This is a genomic window from Humibacter sp. RRB41, assembly GCF_022761015.1.
Lineage (GTDB): Bacteria > Actinomycetota > Actinomycetes > Actinomycetales > Microbacteriaceae > Humibacter.
Map to the genome: position 1 here is coordinate 137,149 of NZ_JAKWJQ010000008.1, position 20,918 is coordinate 158,066.

The 20,918-nt window shown below is 67.6% G+C and carries 20 protein-coding genes; 12 read left to right on the forward strand and 8 right to left on the reverse strand.

Translation table 11 applies throughout. The features are described from left to right. Positions 1-13: 13 nt before the first annotated feature. The 3 genes from MJ603_RS17445 to MJ603_RS17455 form a co-directional block, all read right to left on the reverse strand. Complete coding sequence (locus MJ603_RS17445) at positions 14-1,096, reverse strand: Xaa-Pro peptidase family protein (protein WP_243065033.1); 1,083 nt, start codon at positions 1,094-1,096, stop codon at positions 14-16. Beyond that, positions 1,093-3,114, reverse strand: a complete 2,022-nt coding sequence (locus MJ603_RS17450) for a DUF6807 family protein (RefSeq protein ID WP_243065034.1) — start codon at positions 3,112-3,114, stop codon at positions 1,093-1,095. Before MJ603_RS17450 ends, MJ603_RS17445 begins: the two co-directional genes overlap by 4 nt. Positions 3,115-3,247: 133 nt before the next feature. Continuing rightward, positions 3,248-3,694, reverse strand: coding sequence for an SHOCT domain-containing protein (locus MJ603_RS17455; RefSeq protein WP_243065035.1), 447 nt, complete (start codon positions 3,692-3,694; stop codon positions 3,248-3,250). Positions 3,695-3,885: 191 nt separating this feature from the next. Between MJ603_RS17455 and MJ603_RS17460 the strand changes: the two genes are divergently transcribed. Further along, positions 3,886-5,256, forward strand: a complete 1,371-nt coding sequence (locus MJ603_RS17460) for an MFS transporter (protein ID WP_243065036.1) — start codon at positions 3,886-3,888, stop codon at positions 5,254-5,256. Here the strand turns inward: MJ603_RS17460 and MJ603_RS17465 are convergent. Beyond that, on the reverse strand, positions 5,207-6,508 hold the full coding sequence (locus MJ603_RS17465; RefSeq protein ID WP_243065037.1) for an MFS transporter: 1,302 nt from the start codon (positions 6,506-6,508) through the stop codon (positions 5,207-5,209). The two genes, MJ603_RS17460 and MJ603_RS17465, sit on opposite strands and share 50 nt — an antisense overlap. 5 nt (positions 6,509-6,513) lie before the next feature. Continuing rightward, on the reverse strand, positions 6,514-6,969 hold the full coding sequence (locus MJ603_RS17470) for a MarR family winged helix-turn-helix transcriptional regulator (protein ID WP_243065038.1): 456 nt from the start codon (positions 6,967-6,969) through the stop codon (positions 6,514-6,516). A 206-nt stretch (positions 6,970-7,175) separates the two neighbouring features. Between MJ603_RS17470 and MJ603_RS17475 the strand changes: the two genes are divergently transcribed. The 4 genes from MJ603_RS17475 to MJ603_RS17490 all read left to right on the forward strand — a co-directional run bounded on the left by MJ603_RS17475 (position 7,176) and on the right by MJ603_RS17490 (position 10,802). Continuing rightward, a complete protein-coding gene (locus MJ603_RS17475; RefSeq protein WP_243065039.1) occupies positions 7,176-8,021 on the forward strand; it encodes an alpha/beta fold hydrolase in 846 nt (281 codons plus the stop codon). A gap of 277 nt (positions 8,022-8,298) precedes the next feature. Beyond that, a complete protein-coding gene (locus MJ603_RS17480) occupies positions 8,299-9,348 on the forward strand; it encodes a biotin/lipoate A/B protein ligase family protein (protein WP_243065040.1) in 1,050 nt (349 codons plus the stop codon). 108 nt (positions 9,349-9,456) lie between these two features. Further along, the gene (locus MJ603_RS17485; protein ID WP_243065041.1) at positions 9,457-9,762 is read left to right on the forward strand and encodes a hypothetical protein; all 306 of its coding nucleotides are present in this window, start codon (positions 9,457-9,459) and stop codon (positions 9,760-9,762) included. Positions 9,763-9,788: 26 nt separating this feature from the next. Further along, positions 9,789-10,802, forward strand: a complete 1,014-nt coding sequence (locus tag MJ603_RS17490) for a PHP domain-containing protein (protein ID WP_243065042.1) — start codon at positions 9,789-9,791, stop codon at positions 10,800-10,802. A gap of 3 nt (positions 10,803-10,805) precedes the next feature. Here the strand turns inward: MJ603_RS17490 and MJ603_RS17495 are convergent, their stop codons facing one another. Further along, complete coding sequence (locus MJ603_RS17495) at positions 10,806-11,084, reverse strand: GNAT family N-acetyltransferase (protein ID WP_243065043.1); 279 nt, start codon at positions 11,082-11,084, stop codon at positions 10,806-10,808. A gap of 57 nt (positions 11,085-11,141) precedes the next feature. Between MJ603_RS17495 and MJ603_RS17500 the strand changes: the two genes are divergently transcribed. Next, positions 11,142-11,996 (forward strand): site-specific DNA-methyltransferase, encoded by an 855-nt coding sequence (locus MJ603_RS17500; protein WP_243065044.1) that lies wholly within the window; start codon positions 11,142-11,144, stop codon positions 11,994-11,996. A 33-nt stretch (positions 11,997-12,029) separates the two neighbouring features. Here MJ603_RS17500 and MJ603_RS17505 read toward each other — a convergent pair whose 3' ends face one another. Next, a complete protein-coding gene (locus MJ603_RS17505) occupies positions 12,030-13,046 on the reverse strand; it encodes a LacI family DNA-binding transcriptional regulator (protein ID WP_243065045.1) in 1,017 nt (338 codons plus the stop codon). A gap of 168 nt (positions 13,047-13,214) precedes the next feature. Continuing rightward, entirely contained in the window at positions 13,215-15,350 is a 2,136-nt protein-coding gene (locus tag MJ603_RS17510) for an MDR family MFS transporter (protein WP_243065046.1), read from the reverse strand. Between the two features lie 319 nt (positions 15,351-15,669). On the opposite strand from MJ603_RS17510, the gene MJ603_RS17515 reads away from it, so the two are divergent. The 6 genes from MJ603_RS17515 (at position 15,670) to MJ603_RS17540 (ending at position 20,729) form a co-directional block, all read left to right on the forward strand. Further along, positions 15,670-16,653 (forward strand): amidase domain-containing protein, encoded by a 984-nt coding sequence (locus MJ603_RS17515; protein WP_243065047.1) that lies wholly within the window; start codon positions 15,670-15,672, stop codon positions 16,651-16,653. Between the two features lie 99 nt (positions 16,654-16,752). Beyond that, positions 16,753-17,412, forward strand: coding sequence for an amidase domain-containing protein (locus tag MJ603_RS17520; RefSeq protein WP_243065048.1), 660 nt, complete (start codon positions 16,753-16,755; stop codon positions 17,410-17,412). A gap of 149 nt (positions 17,413-17,561) precedes the next feature. Further along, entirely contained in the window at positions 17,562-18,074 is a 513-nt protein-coding gene (locus MJ603_RS17525; RefSeq protein ID WP_243065049.1) for a toxin-antitoxin system HicB family antitoxin, read from the forward strand. Positions 18,075-18,079: 5 nt separating this feature from the next. After that, positions 18,080-18,979, forward strand: coding sequence for a DUF4097 family beta strand repeat-containing protein (locus MJ603_RS17530; RefSeq protein WP_243065050.1), 900 nt, complete (start codon positions 18,080-18,082; stop codon positions 18,977-18,979). Positions 18,980-19,132: 153 nt separating this feature from the next. Then, the gene (locus MJ603_RS17535) at positions 19,133-19,897 is read left to right on the forward strand and encodes an ABC transporter ATP-binding protein (RefSeq protein WP_243065051.1); all 765 of its coding nucleotides are present in this window, start codon (positions 19,133-19,135) and stop codon (positions 19,895-19,897) included. Between the two features lie 31 nt (positions 19,898-19,928). Further along, positions 19,929-20,729, forward strand: a complete 801-nt coding sequence (locus MJ603_RS17540; RefSeq protein ID WP_243065052.1) for an ABC transporter permease — start codon at positions 19,929-19,931, stop codon at positions 20,727-20,729. Positions 20,730-20,918 lie beyond the last annotated feature (189 nt).

The window sequence follows — 20,918 nt, forward strand, 5'->3', positions numbered from 1 at the left end:
CGCGAACCGTTCCTCAACGCTCCAAAGCCACCGGCCGGTCGCGCCCCTCGACGCGCTCGGTCGGCCACCGCTCATCGACCGTGATCGTCTCGATGACCGGTGCATCAGCGCTGCCCGCCAGCAGCACAGTGTCCTCCACCTTCGCGCCCGGCACCCACGGATTCCACGTGAACGCCTGGCCGAGCCGCACGATGTCGTCCGTCGTCGGAGTGGCACGGGGGTCGCGCCCGTTGTAGCCGGCGGCCCCGCCCTGGTGGTGCCGAGTCCACTGATCGGCGGGGAACCCGTTCGCCGGATACGCCGCGGCGATCGTCGCGAGCACATCGTTCAACGGCGTGCCTGGGCGCGTCGCGTCGAACGCCGCGGCTTCCACCTGCAGGATGCGCCGCTGCGCATCCTGCTCCGGCTCCGTCTGCGGACCGAACGACACCCACCGGCTGAGGTTCGCGATGAGACCGTCACGGCGCGCGCAGACCACGACCATCGCGCGTCGGCCGAGCGGGGCATCCGTCGGCAGGGGATGGGGGAGGGACGCCCGCGACTCGCCGGCGACGAGCAGCACGAGCGGATCCGCGCCGACGGAGACGAGCCGTGCGGCGAGTTCAGCGGCGCCACGGCGCTCTGACCACGTCGGATCGGCCTCGAGCAGCACGTCGGTGACGGCGTGGGCGGCATCCTCGCTCAACGCACGGAATCGCGTGAGCTCGCCCGGAAGCAGAACGGCCCTCGCCGCGCGCAGCTGAGGGTCGAGGTCCCGCTCGAGTAGAACGCCCGGCTCGTGCGACGCCTGCAACGGCTCATACCAGGGGCGTTCCCGCACGGTGATGCCGGCCGGCAGCTCTTCCGCGACGAGCCGCGCCGTCTCGTTCGACGTCACGAACGCCTCGTCACCGTCGTGCGAGACGCGCAGGGTGACGATCGGATCCGCCGCGAGGCTCACGTACTGTCGCCCGCCGTCGAGATACCAGGCGACAGCCGTCGCACTCGTGAGCAGAACGGATGCCGCATCCGCCTCCTCGAGCAGCGCGAGCACGCGACCGCGTTTGACGGCCCTGTCGTCCTGCGGTCGGGCCGGAGGGGCCCCGCCGTCGCTCACCGGTCGCCGCCGTCGGATGCGATGGCCTTCGCGATCGCGCTCGCCGCGCGCGCAGACACTCGGCCGTCGACAACGGCGGCGCGGTACGACCGGGCGAGTCCCGACGCGGGGACCGGGGTCGGGGCATCCCACGCGACAGAGGAACCCAGGCCGGGGTAGTCGCGCGCGCGCACGAACCACGGGTCGGATGCAGTGACCGCGTCGCCTGCCGAGAGCACGATCGACGCTTCGCCGGAGCGACCGGCCTCGCCGGCGAACCGCGCGGACCACGCCAGCCACGGGGCGACGGAGCCGTTGACGGCATCCTCGCCCGTCGCATCCGCGGTGAAGACCTCGACATCGGTGCACTCGGGCAGTCGCCAGAAGAACCCGCCGTAGCCGGCGCCGACGCGACCCTTGCTGCCGGGGCTGCCCAGCATCACCTCGGCGCTCGCCGCGGGATTCAGCCGCACGTCGAGGTCGAGCGCCCATGCCGTCGTGCCGTCGGCGTCGAGAGGGTGCCAGCGCACGGAGCGTTGCTCGCGGAGCACCGGCGCGCCGTCCGGCCCGATCCACACGAGGGCGAGGGTCGTGCTGTCTGCACTCGCATCCGTGCCCTCGACCACGATGCTGCCGTGATCGTCGAGCGACTCGTAGCCGCTGTCGCGCACATAGGTGCGGCCGCCCCAGAAGTTGATGCCGGCGGCATCCTGCACAGTGAAGCCCACGCCGGTGTGCCAGTCGTGATCGGCCGGATGCGTCGCCGTCACCGTCACTCCGCCGAGGGTGCGCACCGGATGCAGATAGGGATGCGGGCTCGAGAACGGAATGGTCGCCGTGCCGTCCAGCAGCTGTGCCACCAGCGTGCCGCCCACCTTCGCCTCGGCGAGCACACCGTCGACCGCGCGCACTGCCCAGCTCGTGCCGAGCTCGGTGAAGGTCGAACCCGTCCGTGCCGCGTCGCGCACCGTGTCGACGATGCCGTCGATCACCGGATACGCGTCCTCGCCCTCGCCGTGCCAGACGACCGCGCCCGGATCCACCTTCGTCGGATCCGGCGCGAGGCGGATCGCCTCGACGACCCGCATGAACGCACCCGTCGCTTCGAGCGGCACGATGAGGTCGACCCCGCCGAGACGATGCTCGACGAGGTTGCGGAGCAGGTCGGCGCGGCCGAACGTGCGATCCGCGCCGTCGAGCGTGACGACATCCGTCGTGTACGAGAACGCGGCGGATGCCCGTTCGCCGGTCACCGTCACCGATGCGCCGCGATCCGCAGTGTCGACGTACGACGGCGGTGCACACAGCGTCAGAGCGCACGTCACGGTCGGATGCCCCGGCCCACTGACGCGAATGACAGACGTGTCGTCGGCTTCGATGGCGTTTGCGCGATAGAGATCGACATCGACCCGATCGACGGACTGCGCGGTGTCGTAGCCGGCGATACGCAATGCTGTCGCGACGGCGTGCGCGAGCGGATTCGTGGCGACACCGTCGACGACGGCGTGGCCGTCGAGCATGCGGCGCCCGGCCCAGCGGGCCCGCTTCCAGTACTTCAGGGGGCGGCTCCACAAGCCCGTCGCACTCACGGCGACCGTCGAGCCGAGGCCGAGCGCATCGCCCGCAAACGCCTGGACGGCTTCCGACCCGAGGCTCTGGAAGCCCACCTGCACGGTACGGCCCGTCTCCCGTTGCACCGCGAGGAGCCGCTCGAAGTCCGCCATCGTCGGCACGGGCGGCTTCTCGAGCAGCACGTCAGCGCCCGCCAGCATCGCCTCTTCTGCGAGGTCGGCGTGGGTGTCCAACGGCGTGGCGACGATCACGATGTCGGCGGGTGCGGCGGCGAGGGCTGCACCGAGGTCCGCGTGCACGGGCACCTCGCCGTCGTGGTCGCGCAGGGCAGCGACCGCAGGATCGACCAGCCCCGCGACGTGCAGCAGGCCCTCCGCCTCGAGCCGCCGCGCGTTCTCCAGGTGCAGGCGCCCGTAACCACCGACACCGGTTATCACGACCTGCGGGATCGGACTCGACGGATTCATCTGCCATCACCTCGCTGAGATACGGATGCCGACGCGTTGCGGCGCCGCCCCTCCATCATGTCAGAAAGCGCTTACCGAGGTTCGATGGCCGAGACTCGATGGCCGGGATTCCGCGGCCGAGATGCTGCGCGGATCAGAGTCCGAGCAGAGTGCGCTTCGCCGCAGTGAACTCATCATCGGAGAGAGCGCCGCGGTCGTGCAGTGCGACGAGCTCCGAAAGCCCCGCCGTGCCTGCGACACCCGGGATGCCCATCCGTCGACGCTTCGCAGTTTCGAGGTCGAACCACATTCCCGCGTCGACGCGATCGTGCGCCGACACCGCGAGCACGGTGCTCACGGTGACGAGCATCGCGATGCCGACGACGAGCACGGCGACGCCGACCCACAGCCACACGGTCGCCGTGCGGATTCCGGCGTCGTCTGCGAACCCCGTGCTGTTCGACAGCGTGTGCGTGAACCAGTAGAGGCTCTGCTCGCGGTCCAGGGCGCCCTTCGCGACTCCCCACGCGACGGAGCCGGCGACGGTCAACGTCAGGCCGATGATTCCGAGCACTCGCCATGCCACGCGTCTCTTGTCCATGCCGGCAGCGTAGGGCGACGAATGCCGCTCGCCGCGGGAAAGCAGAAAGGTCTAGCCGATCGTTGGTCGCGGCATCCACCGATCGGTGAGGTCTCGAGAGAAGAGGCTCTCTGAAGAAGCACGGATGTCGGAATCGCGTCTCATTGTTCGACGCCAAGACAGACCCGCCGACAGGCGGGACAGGAGGCATGATGTACGACACACTTCGCTCGGCCACACCTCGCCCGACCTCACTCGGTGCCCGAACGCCGCGCGCCGAGCGCGCCGCCGTGTTCGCCCTGTTCGCGACGGCCGGACTGCTGATCGGCATCTGGGCGGCCACGATCCCTGCCGTCTCGCACCGCGCCAACGTGTCACCAGCGGAGCTCGGCGTGCTGATACTGATCAGCTCGATCGGCATCGTGGTTGGCGCCCAACTCGGCGGACGTCTTCAGGCCCGCCACGGAAGCATCGGATTGTGCCTCGGCGGTCTCGTCACCGCCGCGTTCGGAGCCGCGATGATGGGTCAGTCCGGAGACGCCGGAGTGCTCTGCGTCGCCATGACGATCTTCAGCTTCGGCATGGGACTCAACGACGTCGGCATGAACCTGCAGGCGGTGTTGGTCGAGCGCGCCTACCGGCGGCCGATCATGGCCGCGTTCCACGCGTTCTTCTCGCTTGGCGGCGTTGTCGGGGCCCTGCTCGTGCTCGCTCTCGCCTCCGCCGGGTGGGATGACCGCACCCAACTGCTCCTGACGGCTGTCGTCGTCGCGGCGAGCGTGAGTGTCGCCTGTCGGTGGTTGGTGCGGACTCCGCTGCCGCTCGCGCCAGGCGGTGCGCTGAGCGCAGGGGGTGGGCGTGAGGGGCGGACATCCGATGCCTCCCAGCGTGTGCCGACGGGGCCGGCAGGCTGGCCGGACGATGAGTACGCGGTGTCCGTGTCCGAGCGTGAACCGCAGCCGCGTCGCGTACGGGTACGGATGACTCGCGTGGCGTGGATGCTCGGCCTCAGCGCCCTCGTGCTGATGTTCACCGAAGGGGTCGCCACCGACTGGAGCGGACTGCAGCTCACCCAGGCATTCGGGGCCGCTGCCGGCGTCTCCGCCTTCGGATACGCCGCGTTCTGCGTGACCATGACCGGCGGTCGGCTGCTCGTGGATCGCGTCGTCGCCGTCGTCGGCCCCGTGGTCGTTGTGCGCGTCGGCAGTGTGGTCGCCGCGGTCGGTCTCGCGACAGTCGTGTTCTCGCCGTCCATCTGGGTGACGCTCGCAGGCTGGGCGATCCTCGGCGTCGGACTCTGCGGATGCGTGCCCCAGATCTTCAGCGCCGCGGGCAACCAGCCGGGTTCAGGAGTCGTACTGTCCCGCGTGATCACGCTCGGGTACGTCGGCATCTTCGGCGGGCCTGCGGTGATCGGATGGCTCGCCGGAGCGACGAACGTCACTGTCGCACTCGTCATGCCGTTCGTGCTGCTCGCCGTGCCCGCGGTACTGGCGTCGGCAGTGAGGCGACCCGGTAGCGAGACCGCCGGGCTCAGGCCTTCTGCGCGGCCGCGCCGTCGCCCTGCACCTCGGGGAGCGTGATGCCGCGCGTCGGCACCGCGAACGTGACACGCACGCGGCGCTCGGCGATGGCGAAGCGCATCCCCCGGAAGTGCACCATGTAGTAGATGCCGATCACGGCGGCCGCTATGCCGGATGCTCCGCCCACGACCAGCGCCCAGCGCGGCCCGAAGGCGTCGGCCACCCACCCCACGATCGGCGCGCCGATCGGCGTTCCGCCCATGAAGATCGCCATGTAGATCGCCATCACGCGGCCGCGCAGGAGTGGATCGGTCGACAGCTGCACAACGCCGTTGGCTGTGGTGTTGAAGGTCTGGGATGCCACCCCGACGATCGCGAGCATGGCGCCGAAGAACCAGTAGCCTGGCGCCGCGGCGGCGGCGATGCATCCGATTCCGAAGATGACGGCTGCGACAGCGAGGAGCGACCCTCGTGGTTTCTCGCGCCGGGCGGCGAGCAGCGCGCCGACCACCGAGCCGACGGCCATCACCGACGACAGGATGCCGTACTCCCCAGCCCCCTTGTGGAACACGGTGCTCGCCATGCTCGCCACGAAGATCGGAAAGTTGAGGCCGAACGTGCCGATGAGGAAGACCATTGCGAAGATGGCCAAGAGGTCTGGTCGACCGCGCACGTAGCGGAAGCCCTCGACCAGACTGCCGCGCGACCGGCTCGCGCGCTTCTCGGTGTGGAGCTGAGCCCGCCTCATGAAGTTCAGCGAGATCAGCACAGCGACGAAGCTCACGGCGTTGATCAAGAAGACCCAGCCGGCGCCGACGGCGGCGGTGAGCAGCCCGGCGACGGCCGGCCCGATCAGGCGCGCCGCGTTGAACGAGGCGGAGTTGAGGGCGACGGCATTGCCGAGCAGCTTCGGCCCGACCAGGTCGCCGACGAACGTCTGGCGGGCGGGTGCGTCGAATGCCGCGACGATGCCGAGCAGCAGCGCGAAGATGTAGACCTGCCAGAGCTGCACGGTGCCCGAAATGGTCAGGATGCCCAGCCCGAGCCCCAGGATGCCCATGCCGGCCTGCGTCGCCATCAGCAGTTTGCGCCGGTCGAGGCGATCTGCGGCGTATCCGGTGATCGGCAGCAGTACGAGCTGCGGCCCGAACTGCAGCGCCATCACGATGCCGACGGCGAGGGCGTCGTTGTGGGTGAGCTGGGTCAGCACGATCCAGTCCTGCGCGGTGCGCTGCATCCAGGTGCCCACGTTGGACACCAGGGCGCCGGCGAACCAGATGCGATAATTCAGCGCCGTCAGGGAGCGGAACATCGCGTTCACGAGTCGGCGAGCTCTCTGATCACCTTCGCTGCTTCACCGAGCAGGGCCCGCTTCGCGGGAGGAAGCTTCGCCAGACGCTTGTCGAGCCAGGCGTCGCGGCGGCGGCGGGTCTCTGCGACGAGCTCGCGGCCGGCATCCGTCGGAATGAAGTACACCTTGCGGCGATCGTCGACGGATGCTCGACGCACCAGATACCCGGCGGCCTCCAGCTGGTTGACGGTGCGGTTCATCGACGGCGGCTTCACACGCTCGAACTCGCTGAGCTCGCCGAGGGTCTTCTCGCCCTCGCGGCAGAGGAAGGCGAGCACGCTGTACTGGCCGTCGCCGAGCTCGTTGTCGGCTTTCTCGGCGCGGAGCCGTCGTGACAGCCGGGTGACGGCGACACGCAACTCCGACGAGAGCTCGTGCGTCGTGATGCGCTTGCCCACGGGAGCCGAGTCTGTCGAAGTCATGATGTTTAGCATAGCAAATTAGCCAGGCTAACTATTCCGCGTGGAGGGCGAGTCTCGAATGTACTGGCCCGAGTCGTCCGGCGCAGCCACAAATCAGGACATGCGGGCAGTCGCCGACATATCCGGTTCCGCTGCCGGTATGTCCTGAATCATGGTGGATCCCGACGGCCGCCCCGCCCACCCAACTGAGATGCGAGAATCAGCCCGTGCCGAGCTTCGAAGATGAACAGGGCGTCACCGTCACCTACTACGTGTGGAAGGTCGAGCATCCGCGTGCCGTGATCAACCTGGTGCACGGGCTGGGTGAATACGCCACGAGGTATGAGCCGCTGATCGCGGTGTTGAACGAGTCGGGCTTCAGCGTCTACGCGGCCGACCAGAGGGGACACGGACAGACCGGCCTCGATCAGTGGCACGGCGATCGCGCGAAGCTGGGGCGGCTGGGACCGGGCGGGCTGCGGGCGGCCGTCGAGGACATCCGTCGGCTCGGCCGCATCGTCCGCGAGGAGAACTCCGGCGTTCCGCTGGTGCTGCTCGGGCACAGCTGGGGGTCGCTGATGGCGCAGATGCTGGTGAACGATCATTCCGACGAGCTCGACGCGCTCGTGCTCACCGGAACCGCGTACCGGATGCCGCTCCACATGGAATCCGGCGACCTCAACAAGCATCACAAGCACCTCGGCACCACCGGATACGAGTGGCTCAGCCGCGACGAGCAGGTCTCCGCGGACTTCGCAGCCGACCCGCTCACGTTCGACGCCGACGTGCTGAAGCTGTTCGGCGTCGCGGACGGGCTGCGTCTGTTCGGGCGACCGCGGGCGGGCATCCGCGACCTGCCGCTTCTCGTGATGATCGGCGAGGAGGACTCGCTCGGTGGGCCCAAGAGCGTTCGCATGCTCATTGCGGCATATGAGAAGCGGGCCGGGTTCACCGACACGACGCTGAAGATCTATCCCGGTGCGCGGCACGAGGTGTTCAACGAGACCAATCGCGACGAGGTCATCGCCGATCTCGTGCACTGGCTGGATGCTCGGTTCCCCGCCTTGGTCTGAGGTTCGACGGCAGGGTGCCCGCTCGCGCGCGCGTCGCCCGAACGAGGGGCATCCGTCGTCTTGACAGTGGGCACCACGACGCCCACACTACTGAGAGCGCTCTCTCGGTTGCGGAACCCTGAGGCGCGACATCGGTTCACTCCGATCGGCTGCAAAGCCATACGATCGCGGCGGATGCCGGGGGCATGGCCCGGCATCCGCCGCGTCTTCGTCAGCGGCCCTCGGCCAGCGGCCTGCGGCCCTCACCCGCGCGAGCGCCGCGCCATACTCTTGAGGGATGCACGGTGAGTACAAGGTCCCTGGCGGAAAGCTCGTGGTGGTCGACTTCGACGTCGTCGACGGTGGGATCGCGAACTTCCACCTGGCGGGCGACTTCTTCCTCGAACCCGACTCGGCCCTCGAGGCGATCGACGCCGCGGTGAACGGGCTGGCGGCCGAGTCCGATTCCGCCGCCATCGCCGACGCCGTTCGTCGGGCCCTGCCGGCGGATGCCGTACTGCTCGGCTTCTCCCCAGAGGCCGTCGCCGTGGCCATCCGTCGTTCTCTCTCGAACGCGACCACCTGGCGCGACTACGACTGGGAGATCGTGCACGCGAAGGCCGTTCCGCCGCGCCTGCACCTCGCCCTCGACGAGGCCATGAGCAACTCGCTCGCGGAGGGGTTGCGGAAGCCGACCCTGCGCATCTGGGAGTGGGACGAATCCGCCGTCGTCATCGGCAGCTTCCAGTCGGTGAAGAACGAGGTCGATCCACAGGGCGCACAGCGCTACGGCTTCGACGTCGTGCGCCGCATCACCGGCGGCGGCGCGATGATGATGGAGAAGGGCAACGTCGTCACGTATTCGCTCTACGTGCCCGCAGAGCTGGTCTCGGGCATGAGTTTCGCCGACAGCTACGCCTACCTGGACGACTGGGCCCTCGTCGCCCTCCGATCGCTCGGGGTCGACGCCACCTACAAGCCGCTCAACGACATCGCCAGCCCGCAGGGCAAGATCGGCGGAGCAGCCCAGAAGCGTTTCAAGAACGGCGCCGTGCTGCACCACGTGACCATGAGCTACGACATGGACGGTCAGAAGATGACCGAGGTGCTGCGCATCGGCCGCGAGAAGATCAGCGACAAGGGCATCACCTCGGCCGCCAAGCGCGTCGATCCCCTTCGGGCTCAGAGCGGGCTCAGCCGCGCCGAGATCATCGAGCGCATGAAGCAGACCTTCACCGAGCTCTACGGTGCCGTCCCCGGCGACATCACGGATGCCGAATATGCGGAGGCGGAGCGCCTCGTCGCCGAGAAGTTCGGCACCGACGACTGGCTCTACCGTGTGCCGTAGGGGAAGCATCCGCTGAGCCCGAGGCTCTCGGCTTGTCTGTGCAGTAGTGATGCCCGACCCTGAATGCGGGTGCACAACGAGGTATACGAGCTCCACTAAACTACCCGCGTGGGTTGGTGGGTACTGGTCGGCGTGATCGCGGTCTGCGTGCTGCTCTGGGTGGCCCATCGGCTCGGCTGGATCGATCTCTCCGACAAGAGCCGGTCGTCGTCGAGCGGCTCGCGAAGCGGCGGCGGCGTGCTCATGATCGGCGATGAGGTCTTCGCACCGGCGAAGCACGAGGCCCAGCTCGAGCTCGACAGGCAGGCGCGTCTGCCGGTCCCTGCTCCCATTCCCGGCGACGGCGACAAGGGCATCTTCGGCGACGGCCCAGTGCGCATCGAACTGGATGCCGAAGGCCGCCCGCGCCGCTGAGCGTCGTCACGCGAGATGATGGCCGCATGGATGCCATCGATGCACTGAACGAGATCGCGTTCCTGCTCGAGCGCGACCTCGCGCCCCGGTTCAAGGTGCAGGCGTTCCGCAGGGCGGCCGGCGCGATCGAGGGGATGAGCGCGTCCGAGCTGGCCGATCGCCTCGACGACGGCCGCCTCGCGCACACCAAGGGGATCGGCGCACGGACCCTCGAGGTCATCACGCAGGCGGCCGCCGGTGAGACGCCCGACTACCTGGCGTCGTTGCGGGCGCAGCAGAAGGATGCCCCAGCCTCCTCGCTCGCCGCAGCCCTGCGCGGGGACCTGCACTCGCACACGAACTGGTCGGACGGCACCGTTCCGATCGACGCGATGGCGGATGCCGCCACAATGCTCGGCCGCGAATACCAGGCCATCACGGACCACTCGCCGCACCTCACGGTGGCCAACGGGCTCAGCACCGAGCGCCTCACGCAGCAGCTCGCGCGCATCGCCGAGTGGAACGCGACGCATCAGGGGGAGGTGACGTTGCTCACGGGGATCGAGGTGGACATCCTCGACGACGGGTCGCTCGATCAGACCCCCGACGTGCTCGCAGCGCTTGACGTGGTCGTGGCGAGCGTGCACTCCAAGCTCCGTGCCGACGAGACGGTGATGACGAGGCGGATGCTCGCGGCCGTGCGCAACCCCGCCACCGCCGTGCTCGGACACTGCACCGGCCGGCTGGTTCAGGGGTCACGCGGCACGAGACCGCAGTCCGCGTTCGATGCGAAGCGCGTCTTCACGGCGTGCGCCGACAACGACGTGGCCGTCGAGATCAACTCGCGTCCGGAGCGGCAGGATCCGCCGGACGACCTCATCGCCCTCGCCCTCGACACAGGATGCCTGTTCAGCATCGACAGCGACGCCCACGCTCCGGGGCACCTCGACTTCATCGCCCTCGGCGCGGCGCGAGCGGAGGCAGCGGGCATTCCGGCGGACCGCATCGTCACGACGTGGCAGCTCCCGCGGCTGCGCACCTGGCTCGACACCAAGCGCTGACGATTACTTCTGCAGGTCCTGGTAGTCCGGGTGGCGCTGCAGCCACGCACGCACATACGGGCAGAGGGCCACGACGCGCAGCCCCGACGCGCGAACGTCGTCCAACGCCGCCTGCACCAGATCGGACGCGAGACCCTCGCCCTGATGACCCTCGTCCACCTCGGTGTGCGTGAAGACGATGTGGTCCGGATACCTGTTGTAGTACGAAGCGCCGACCATATTGCCGCCGACCTCGATGACGTAGCGGGAGGCATCCTGGTCGTCGCGTACCTGTGCACTCATGTCGCCACTCTATGCACACCGTGCTGTGGCGGTCGGCCGAACCACGACAATGGAACAATGCCCGCTTGGACTTCCGATGGCCAGAACTGCGTGTTCGAGGCCGACAACCTGGCGGTGCTTCCAACCCTTCCGGATGCCGCATTCACGGTCATCTACATCGACCCGCCGTTCAACACGGGCCGCAGCCAGCAGCGGCAGACGCTCACCGTCGTGCGCAGTGAAGCCGAGGGATCGGTCGCCGGATTCCAGGGCCGCAGCTACGAACGCATCAAGGGCGACCTGCTGCGCTACGACGACCGGTTCGACGACTACTGGGAGTTCCTGGAGCCGCGCCTGATCGAGGCGTGGCGGCTGCTCGCCGACGACGGAACCCTCTACCTGCACCTCGACTACCGCGAGGCCCACTACGCGAAGGTGCTGCTCGACGCGCTGTTCGGCAGGGCGTCGTTCCTCAACGAGATCATCTGGGCATACGACTACGGCGCGAAGGCGAAGCGGCGCTGGCCGGCAAAGCACGACACGATCCTGGTCTATGTGAAGAATCCGCACGCCTATCACTTCGACTCGGATGCCGTCGACCGCGAGCCCTACATGGCGCCCGGTCTCGTCACGGCGGAGAAGGCATCAAGAGGCAAGCTGCCGACGGATGTCTGGTGGCACACCATCGTGACGACGACCGGCCGCGAGAAGACGGGCTACCCGACCCAGAAGCCGGAGGGCGTGGTGCGGCGCATGGTGCAGGCATCCTCTCGTCCTGGCGACTGGGTGCTGGACTTCTTCGCGGGAAGCGGAACAACCGGCGCGGTGTCAGCGGCGCTGGACCGCCGCTTCGTGCTCGTCGACAGCAACCCCGACGCCGTCGCGGTGATGCGAACGCGCTTCGCACGGATGCCCGACGTCGTCTTCCGCTGAGCCGCGCTGATCCTTCGCTACTCGACCACGGGGTCAGCTCGAGCCGCGCACGATGAGGCGCGTCTGCAGGATGGTCTGATGTTCAACGTCCTGACCCTCGATGCTCTTCACCAGTGTGCTCGCCATCACCGCGCCCAGCTCGTTCGCCGACTGGTGCATGGTGGTGAGCGCCGGCGAGGCGGCAGACCCGAGGGCGTCGTCGTCATATCCCACCACCGCGATATCGCGGGGGATGCTCAGACCGTTCTCGGCGATGACGGCGTACGCACCGAGCGCCATCTGATCGTTCGCGGCGAACACGGCATCGATCGGAGTGTTCCGGGCGAGAAGGCGACGCATCGCCATGGCGCCGGATGCGGGCGAGAAGTCGCCCCACTCGATCAGCGAGGTGTCGAACCCGGCTTCGTCCATGGCCCGTCGCCATCCGAGTTCGCGATCGAAGCCTGCGGGCATGTCGGCCGGTCCGGCGATGGTGGCGATGTTGCGTCGTCCGCGCTCGATCAGGTGCCGCGTTGCGGTCATCGACCCCGAGATGTTGTCGACGTCGACGAACACGCTGTCGTTGTCTTCCGCGTGCAGCGGCCGGCCACCGAACACCACGGGAACCGACCTGCCCAGCCTGGCGTAGGAGTGGTCGCCGGAGTGATGGGAGACGACAAGGGCTCCGTCGATGTTGCCGCCGGTGAGGTAACGGCGGGTCTTGTCGGGGTTCGCTTCCGACGCCACCACGATGCCGAGCGTGTAATCCGTGGTCGCCAGGTGCATGGCGACGCCCTGGATGATCGAGGCGAAGAACGGATCGGTGAACACCCTCGACGTCGACTCGGGAATGACGAGCGCGATCGACTCCGTGCGGCGGCTCGCAAGCATGCGCGCCGCGCGATTCGGAACGTAGTTCAACTCGGCGATCGCCTCGTTGACCGCCGAGATGAGTTCCGGTTTCACCTTGGGCGAGCCGTTGACGACGCGTGAAACCGTGGCTCGCGAGACGCCGGCTCGCGCCGCCACCATCTCCAGCGTCGGCGCCTGTGCCTGCGCATTCACGCTCATGAAAGTCCCTTCCCGCCTGTGCGAACCTACCGCGATTCCGGCGGTAAGGCGACTCTCCGTGAGAGCGCGCTCATTTGTGCCCGCGAACGGGAGCGGGCCGGCACAACGAAGGATGCCGCGACCCGGGACGAACCCGTGGCCGCGGCATCCGCGTTGCTGTCGCTCCGGTCAGGGAGTGGCGACCTCGCCCGTTCCACCGTTGTGGCGCGGCGGGTGGTGCGGATGTGCCCCGGCGGCGTCGTCGACACCGACGGCGCGCCGTCCGTGCCCTGTCGGCAGGTCCGTTGCGATCACGCGATCGTCGTCCGCGACGGCATCGGGGAGAGCGAGCGAACCGGTCTCCACTGCGGCGACCTTGGCGAGCGTCGCCTCGTCGTCGGCGGCCTCCTCGAGTGCCGACTTCGCGCGCAGCGGCGGCGTCTTGAAGAACAGCGACAGGATGAAGGCGAGCAGCACCACGAACATCGCGACCCAGTAGACCAACACCGCCGACGCGTTGAAACCGACCAGGAACGGCTTCGACAGCCGGTGGTCGGCGCCCTTGAGGAACGACGTGTCGTTGATCGCGTTCCCGTTGACGCTGGAGGTGCTGCCGGACTTGGCGAGCTGCGTGTGCAGCGTGGGCTCGATGGTGTCGACGAAGTCGCTGCGCTGGGATGCGTTCGTGAAGTCGAGCGTGACGGTTCCGTCAGACGCCACCCGTGCGACGGGAATCTGCTTCTGGATGGCGGTGGCCGCAGCCTGTTGCGCCTGCTGCACTGCCTGTGCTTCCGCAGCAGCCTGGGCATCAGCCGGGATCAGGCCCGCCGCGACCTGCTTGTCGACGGCGGCCTTGGCGGCGGCCGTCGCCTTGTCGACGCCGGCTTGCGCCTGCTTGGTGGTCTGTTTGGTCACGTTGTTCACGATCGGGTCGTAGATCGTGCCCATGATCCCCTTGTTCTCGGGGGCCTTCGCCACGGCAGGATCGAACGCGGCGTTCAGCGCTGCGGTCAGGGTCGGCTTGTCGCTCAGCGACGACTGGATGTTCGACGGCATCACCGCGAACAGCAGCGAGATGAGCACCGCGGTGCCGAGCGTTCCACCGATCTGACGGAAGAACGTGGACGCACTGGTTGCGACACCCATGTCACGCAGGCCCACCGAGTTCTGGCTCGCGATGGTCAGCGTCTGCATCAGCTGACCCAGACCGAGGCCGATGAGCAGCATGGCACCCGCGATGAACCAATACGAGCCGTCGTACTTCAGGAACGTCAGCCAGAAGAACCCGCCGGCGAGCATGGCCGTTCCGATGATCGGGAACTGCCGGTAGTGCCCGGTGCGGGCTATCAACTGGCCGCTCGCGATCGAGGCGATCATCAGCCCCAGGATCATCGGGAGCAACTGCAACCCGCTCTCGGTCGGGCTCGCCCCTAGAACCAGCTGCAGATACAGCGGCAAGGTGAGCATTGCGCCGAACATGCCGAATCCGACGAGCACACCGATGACAGTGGCCATCGAGAACGTGGACGAGCGGAACAGCTTCAGCGGGATGAGCGCGTCATCCTTCATCAGCATCTCGGCGATGATGAACGCCACGATGCCGATAGCTCCGATCACGTAGCAGGCGATCGACTCGATGCTGCCCCAGCCCCAGTCCCTGCCCTGCTCGGCCACAAGCAGCAGCGGCACGAGAGACAGCACGACGAAGCCCGCACCCCACCAGTCGATGCGCACCCGGCCGTGGCTGTTGTGCGGGATGTGCAGGAAGCGCAGCACGATGATGAGCGCGACGATGCCGATCGGCACGTTGATGAGGAACACCCAGCGCCAGCCGGCGATCCAGAGGATCTGGTTCGCACCGGCGAAGAGACCGCCGATCAGCGGTCCGAGCACACTCGACACACCGAAGACGGCGAGGAAGTAGCCCTGGTATTTGGCGCGCTCGCGGGGAGCGAGGATGTCGCCCATGATCGCCAGCGGCATCGACATCAAACCGCCGGCGCCCAGACCCTGGATGGCGCGGAACGCCGCGAGCTCGATCATCGACGTCGAGAACGAGGACAGGATCGAGCCGACGACGAAGATGACGATCGCGATGATGAAGAGCGGGCGACGGCCGAAGATGTCGGAGAGCTTGCCGTAGATCGGCGTCGCGATCGTGGAGACGATCAGATAGGCGGTGGTCACCCACGCCTGCTGGCTGAGGCCGTGCAGATCGTCGCCGATGGTGCGGATGGCGGTACCGACGACCGTCTGGTCGAGTGCGGAAAGGAACATGCCCGCCATCAGTCCGAAGATCACGAAGAGGATCTGCCGGTGGGACATGATGGGAGCTCTGGGCGCGGATTGCGCCGACGCGGGCGTGGCGGCTTCTGACATGGATCCCCGAAGTTCTGAAGTGAATGAGAGCGGAGACAGGCCGAACGACGTGAATTCCGCCGTCGTTGGCTGATGAAGAAAAAATTGCGGAGACTGCAAATTTACACCCGCATGGTTGCGACGTCGAACGATCCGGCAAGACGGGCCGCAGAGTTCGCCCCGGGCGAACGGATGCTCGTGCGAGCGCCCACAGCCGCCGCTACGCCTGCCCCCCATGCGCGCGTCACCGGAGATTCCAATACTCGTCACCTAACGTGGTGTGGTCATGTCTTACGCCCCCGATGAATCGACGAGCCGAGATCAGGCCGCGCAGCACGAGTTCGCGCGCGGAGTGCAGACCCGATCGGATGCCGGTCTCCACCTGCCGTCTCGGCGCCAGGTGATGCTGGCTGGCCTGGGTGCGGCATCCGCGCTGCTTCTTGCCGGATGCTCGGCCCCCGCCGACGCCGTTCGCGGTTCGGCGACCCCGTCGACGACGCCCGTTGCGGTGAAACCGGCGGTGGCGGCGGTGTCGCCTGCACAGGCATCCGTCATCGGGCAGCACGTGACGATCACGGGCACCGGGCTGAAGGATGTCAAGCAGGTCACGTTCGGAACCACGAAGGTCCCGGTGACATCGGCGAGCGCCACCAAGGTCGTGGTCGCCGCGCCCGCCGCAGCGAACTACCAGCCTGGGACCGTGGACGTCGCGCTGCTCGACGGCACCGGTGCGACCCTGGCGAGCAAGCCCCAGGCCCTGACGTACGTCGTGACGGCGGGCGTCGGTGCCCAGATGCAGTACGCCCTCGCGCACTGGACGAACTACAACACGGCCGAGTACGGCGACCTGAACCCGGTAGGTGGCGACTGCGCCAACTTCGTGAGCCAGACGCTCATCGCCCGCGGCTGGACCATGACCGACCAGTGGTACAACCACAACGCGGCCGCCGACTGGGGCTCGCCGTGGGGCTACGTGCCGTCGATGGACACCTACTTCGCCGACAACGCCGAGTCGCTCGGGCTCGAGAAGCTCACCTTCAGTCAGGAGGATCGGGCGAAGGTCGGGCTCGGCGACGTGGGCATCTTCTTCTGGGGAGACGACACCGAGCCGGACCACACCGAGGTGGTCGACAAGATCGAGAAGGTCGACGGCCAGTACAAGATCTCCCTCGCCAGCCACAACAACGACGTCGCGTTCCGCGACCTCGACACCACGATCACCACAGAGCATCCAGGGTCGACCGGGCACTTCTGGCACCTGACACGCTGACGCGCTGGCGCATCCGGCTTGCACTCAATCCGCTGGGCATTCACGGGGCGCGCGGTTCGCTCGGCGATCGCCAAGGCGCCCTGCCCTAGCGTCGAAGACGTGATCACGCAGAGCCGAACCGGAATGTCGAAGCGGAGGCGGGGCATCCGCTGGCGGTGGGCGTGCGTGTTCGCGATGTTCGCGGTGCTGACGCTCGCCGGATGCACGGCGTCGCCGCCCGCGCTGCCCGCGCCCATTCAGAAGCAGCTCGACTACGCGAAGGCGCACTGGGATCACTACAACACCAAGGTCTACGGCGACCTCAATCCGGTCGGCGGCGACTGTGCCAACTTCGTGAGCCAGACGCTCATCGCCCGCGGCTGGAAGATGAACGACCAGTGGTACAACCACGATGCGGCCGACGACTGGAGCCCCGCGTGGGGGTACGTGCCGTCGATGGATGACTACTTCCGCGCCGATGCGAAGTCGCTCGGCCTGACCGAGTACCCGTTGAACAAGCGCTCGAAGATCGCCGTCGGCGACATCGTGATGTTCGACTGGGAGAACAACGGCGTGCTCGACCACGTGGAGATCGTCAGCAAGGTGATCGACACCACGGTGAACGGCAATAAGCACGTGGAGATCAAGATGGCCGGTCACAATCGCGACAGCATGTATCGCGATCTCGACTACGTGCTCACGAAGCTGTATCCGCACGCGTCCGGCCACTTCTGGCACGTGGCACTGCCCCCGACGGCGAGCCCGACCCCCTCGAAGTAGCCGGCGCCTCTGCTGGTCGAGTAGTCGCCACCCCTCTGCCGGTCGAGTAGCGCCGCCGAAGGCGACGCGTATCGAGACCCATCGCGCATGGTGTCACGAAGTTCCATTTCACTGTTGACATGACACCAAGGTGGTGTCACCATGGTGTCATGGAACTTGGAACATACGTCGATGAACTGCAACGTCAGCTGGCCGCTGCCGCTTCCGCGGGCGGCGACGAGGTGCGCGAGACGGCAGAGCGCCTGACCACCGCGCTGGATGCCGCAGCCCGGCTCATGCTGCTGGAGGCGCTCGGCGCCGCCGTCAGCGAGATCAGCACGGAGCTCACGCCCGGCTCCGTCGACCTGCGGCTGCGCGGCAGGGAGCCGGAATTCGTCGTCACGCCTGCCCCGCAGTGGTCGGAGTCGGAGGCGCCATCGACGTCGCCGCAGACGGCACCTGCGGCATCCATCGCGGTAGACGGCGAGGAAGGTGCCACCACACGCACCACTCTCCGACTGCCCGACGAGCTCAAGGCCCGCGTGGACGCGGCCGCCGCCGCGGCCGGGGTCTCGGTCAACGCCTGGTTGGTGCGCGCCGTCGCATCCACCCTCGACACCACGACGAACCGCCCGCCGGCGAAGGAGACGCACGGAACGCGCGTCACCGGATGGGTTCGGTGAACGACATGACAATCACAACCTCGACGATCCGGAGGGACGCCATCATGAGCACGGACTACACCACACCGGATCCCATCCGGGTCATCCTCGACCTTCTCGTCGGCGCCACCGTTACGGTCACCGCGGCGGAGACGACAACCACGACGGTCTCGATCACCCCGAACGATCCGACCAAGAAGGACGACCTGCGGGCGCTCGACGAAGTGGTCGTCGACTTCGTCGACGGCGTGCTGGGCGTGCGCATCCCGCGCACGCTGCGCTACTACACCTGGTTCAGCGGCAGCCCGCACCTCATGGTCGACATCACGGTGCCGACCGGGTCGAGCCTCGAAGGCAAGATCGGCGCGGGCAACCTCAGTACCGTCGGCATCCTCGACGGATGCGAGGTGCGCACCGGCGCGGGCGAGCTCCGCGTGGAACAGGCGGGCAAGACCACCCTGTACTCGGGGGCAGGCTCGATCCAGGCAGGCCGCATCGGCGGACCGCTCCAGGTGACGAACGGTGCAGGATCCATTCGGGTCGGAACGCTCGAGGGCGCAGGCACGATCAAGAACTCCACGGGACGCACCACCTTCGGCGAGGTCGAGGGCCCGCTGAACGTGAAGTCCTCGACCGGGGACGTCACGATCGAGCAGCTGAACGGCTCCGCCGAGATCAAATGCGCCCACGGCGAGGTGCGCATCGACAGGGTCGGCACCGGAGAGGTGAAGATCGAGGGCGGCTACGGCTCGATCGAGGTCGGAGTGCCGGAAGGCACGGCCGCCTGGCTCGACATCGCATCTCGGCACGGCGTGCTGCGCAACGAGCTGGACCAGGCATCCGCTCCCGTGCAGGATGACCGCACCGTCGCCATCACGGCGCACGCGGACTACGCATCGATCACGATTCGCCGACCGATGGGGTAGCAGCCCGCCCTTCGACCCGCTTCCCTCGCTCAGGGAGCTGAGGCACTGCACAACGAACGCCCGGACGTGGGCGCTGATCGTCGAGCCCGAAAGCGGCGCGCCGAACCACCACCAGATACCGATCCATCACCGCAAATCCAGAACGGACAGACCATGAACGCAACGCAAACCCAGGGTCCCGCGATCCATGTGCAGGGCCTGGTGAAGTCATACAAGAAGCTCGAAGTGCTGCGCGGCGTCGACTTCGACGTGGCGCCCGGCACCATCTTCGCCCTGCTCGGCTCGAACGGGGCGGGCAAGACTACCGCCATCCGCATCCTCTCGACGCTGCTGCACGCCGACGGCGGCACCGCGACCGTGAACGGATACGACGTCGCTGCGAACGCGGCGGACGTGCGGGCATCCATCAGCCTCACCGGGCAGTTCGCTGCCGTCGACGAGGTGTTGTCTGGCAGGGAGAACCTGGTGCTCGTGGCGCGGCTGCGGCACCTCGACAACCCAGCAGCGATCGCGGACGGACTGCTCGACCGCTTCTCGCTCGCCGAAGCCGGCGCCCGCAAGGTGGCGACCTACTCGGGCGGCATGCGGCGCAGGCTCGACATCGCGATGAGCCTCATCGGCAACCCGCCGGTGATCTTCCTCGACGAGCCGACGACCGGGCTCGACCCCGAGGCCCGCATCGAGGTGTGGGATGCCGTCAAGGAGCTCGCGGCGCACGGCACGACGGTGCTGCTCACCACGCAGTTGCTCGACGAAGCCGAGCAGCTCGCCGACCGGATCGCGATCCTGCACAAGGGACGGATCATCGTCAACGGCACCCTCTCAGAACTCAAGCAGCTGCTGCCGCCGGCCGAGGTCGAGTACGTCGAGAAGCAGCCCAGCCTCGAGGACGTCTTCTTCGCCATCGTCGGCGACTGACGCTCAACCGAACCACGAAAGGACACGCATCATGACCACCATCACCGCCACCAGGGCTCCGAGCACCACGGGCTCGCACTTCTTCGCCGACGCCGCCGTTCTCACCGGCCGTTCGCTCAAGCACATCACGCGCAGCCTCGACACGATCATCACCACCTGCATCACGCCGATCGCACTGATGCTGCTCTTCGTCTACGTGCTGGGCGGCGCGATCAACACCGGCACGGATGTCTCGTACGTCAGCTACCTGCTCCCCGGCATCCTGCTCATCACCGTCGCATCCGGCGTCTCGTACACCGCGTTCCGGCTCTTCCAGGACATGCAGGGAGGCATCGTCGAGCGATTCCAGTCGATGCCGATCGCCAGGTCGTCGGTGCTCTGGGCGCACGTGATCACGTCGCTCGTCGCCAACCTGGTGTCGATCGTCGTGGTCGTCGGCGTCGCCCTGATCATGGGGTTCCGCACCGGCGCGAGCGTGCTGGACTGGCTCGCCGTCGCGGGCATCCTGATTCTGTTCACGCTGGCGCTGACGTGGCTCGCCGTCATTCCGGGGCTCACGGCGAAGACGGTCGACGGAGCGAGCGCGTTCTCGTACCCGCTCATCTTCCTGCCGTTCATCAGCTCGGCCTTCGTGCCGACGGCATCCATGCCGGGGCCGGTGGCGTGGTTCGCGCAGTATCAGCCGGTGACGCCGATCGTGGACTCGATCCGTGCCCTGTTCACCGGGCAGCCGGTCACCGGTGACATCTGGATCGCAATGGCGTGGATGGTCGGCATCCTGGTCGTGGCGTACGCCTTCGCGACGAACATTTACCGCAGGAAGGTCAGCTGAGCCCGGCGTCGGCCACCCACCTTCCCAGCCGAACCGCTGCAGTTTGAGCGAACCGCGCGTGCCGATGACCCGCGTGTCTGCCCAAACTGCAGCGGTTCGGGGGTTCGGTGGGTGGGTGGCGCTAGGTGTCTTGAGTCGCGACATAGGTGACATCTGAGTCGCGACATGGGAGACGTTCATGAGCGAGAG

Bases quoted from the DNA above. Each gene is read 5' to 3' on its own strand.
- MJ603_RS17450 (WP_243065034.1), bottom strand. From the start codon at position 3,114: ATGAATCCGTCGAGTCCGATCCCGCAGGTCGTGATAACCGGTGTCGGT.
- MJ603_RS17455 (WP_243065035.1), bottom strand. From the start codon at position 3,694: ATGGACAAGAGACGCGTGGCATGGCGAGTGCTCGGAATCATCGGCCTG.
- MJ603_RS17460 (WP_243065036.1), top strand. From the start codon at position 3,886: ATGTACGACACACTTCGCTCGGCCACACCTCGCCCGACCTCACTCGGT.
- MJ603_RS17465 (WP_243065037.1), bottom strand. From the start codon at position 6,508: ATGTTCCGCTCCCTGACGGCGCTGAATTATCGCATCTGGTTCGCCGGC.
- MJ603_RS17470 (WP_243065038.1), bottom strand. From the start codon at position 6,969: ATGACTTCGACAGACTCGGCTCCCGTGGGCAAGCGCATCACGACGCAC.
- MJ603_RS17480 (WP_243065040.1), top strand. From the start codon at position 8,299: ATGCACGGTGAGTACAAGGTCCCTGGCGGAAAGCTCGTGGTGGTCGAC.
- MJ603_RS17490 (WP_243065042.1), top strand. From the start codon at position 9,789: ATGGATGCCATCGATGCACTGAACGAGATCGCGTTCCTGCTCGAGCGC.
- MJ603_RS17495 (WP_243065043.1), bottom strand. From the start codon at position 11,084: ATGAGTGCACAGGTACGCGACGACCAGGATGCCTCCCGCTACGTCATC.
- MJ603_RS17500 (WP_243065044.1), top strand. From the start codon at position 11,142: ATGCCCGCTTGGACTTCCGATGGCCAGAACTGCGTGTTCGAGGCCGAC.
- MJ603_RS17505 (WP_243065045.1), bottom strand. From the start codon at position 13,046: ATGAGCGTGAATGCGCAGGCACAGGCGCCGACGCTGGAGATGGTGGCG.
- MJ603_RS17510 (WP_243065046.1), bottom strand. From the start codon at position 15,350: ATGTCCCACCGGCAGATCCTCTTCGTGATCTTCGGACTGATGGCGGGC.
- MJ603_RS17515 (WP_243065047.1), top strand. From the start codon at position 15,670: ATGTCTTACGCCCCCGATGAATCGACGAGCCGAGATCAGGCCGCGCAG.
- MJ603_RS17525 (WP_243065049.1), top strand. From the start codon at position 17,562: ATGGAACTTGGAACATACGTCGATGAACTGCAACGTCAGCTGGCCGCT.
- MJ603_RS17530 (WP_243065050.1), top strand. From the start codon at position 18,080: ATGACAATCACAACCTCGACGATCCGGAGGGACGCCATCATGAGCACG.
- MJ603_RS17535 (WP_243065051.1), top strand. From the start codon at position 19,133: ATGAACGCAACGCAAACCCAGGGTCCCGCGATCCATGTGCAGGGCCTG.
- MJ603_RS17540 (WP_243065052.1), top strand. From the start codon at position 19,929: ATGACCACCATCACCGCCACCAGGGCTCCGAGCACCACGGGCTCGCAC.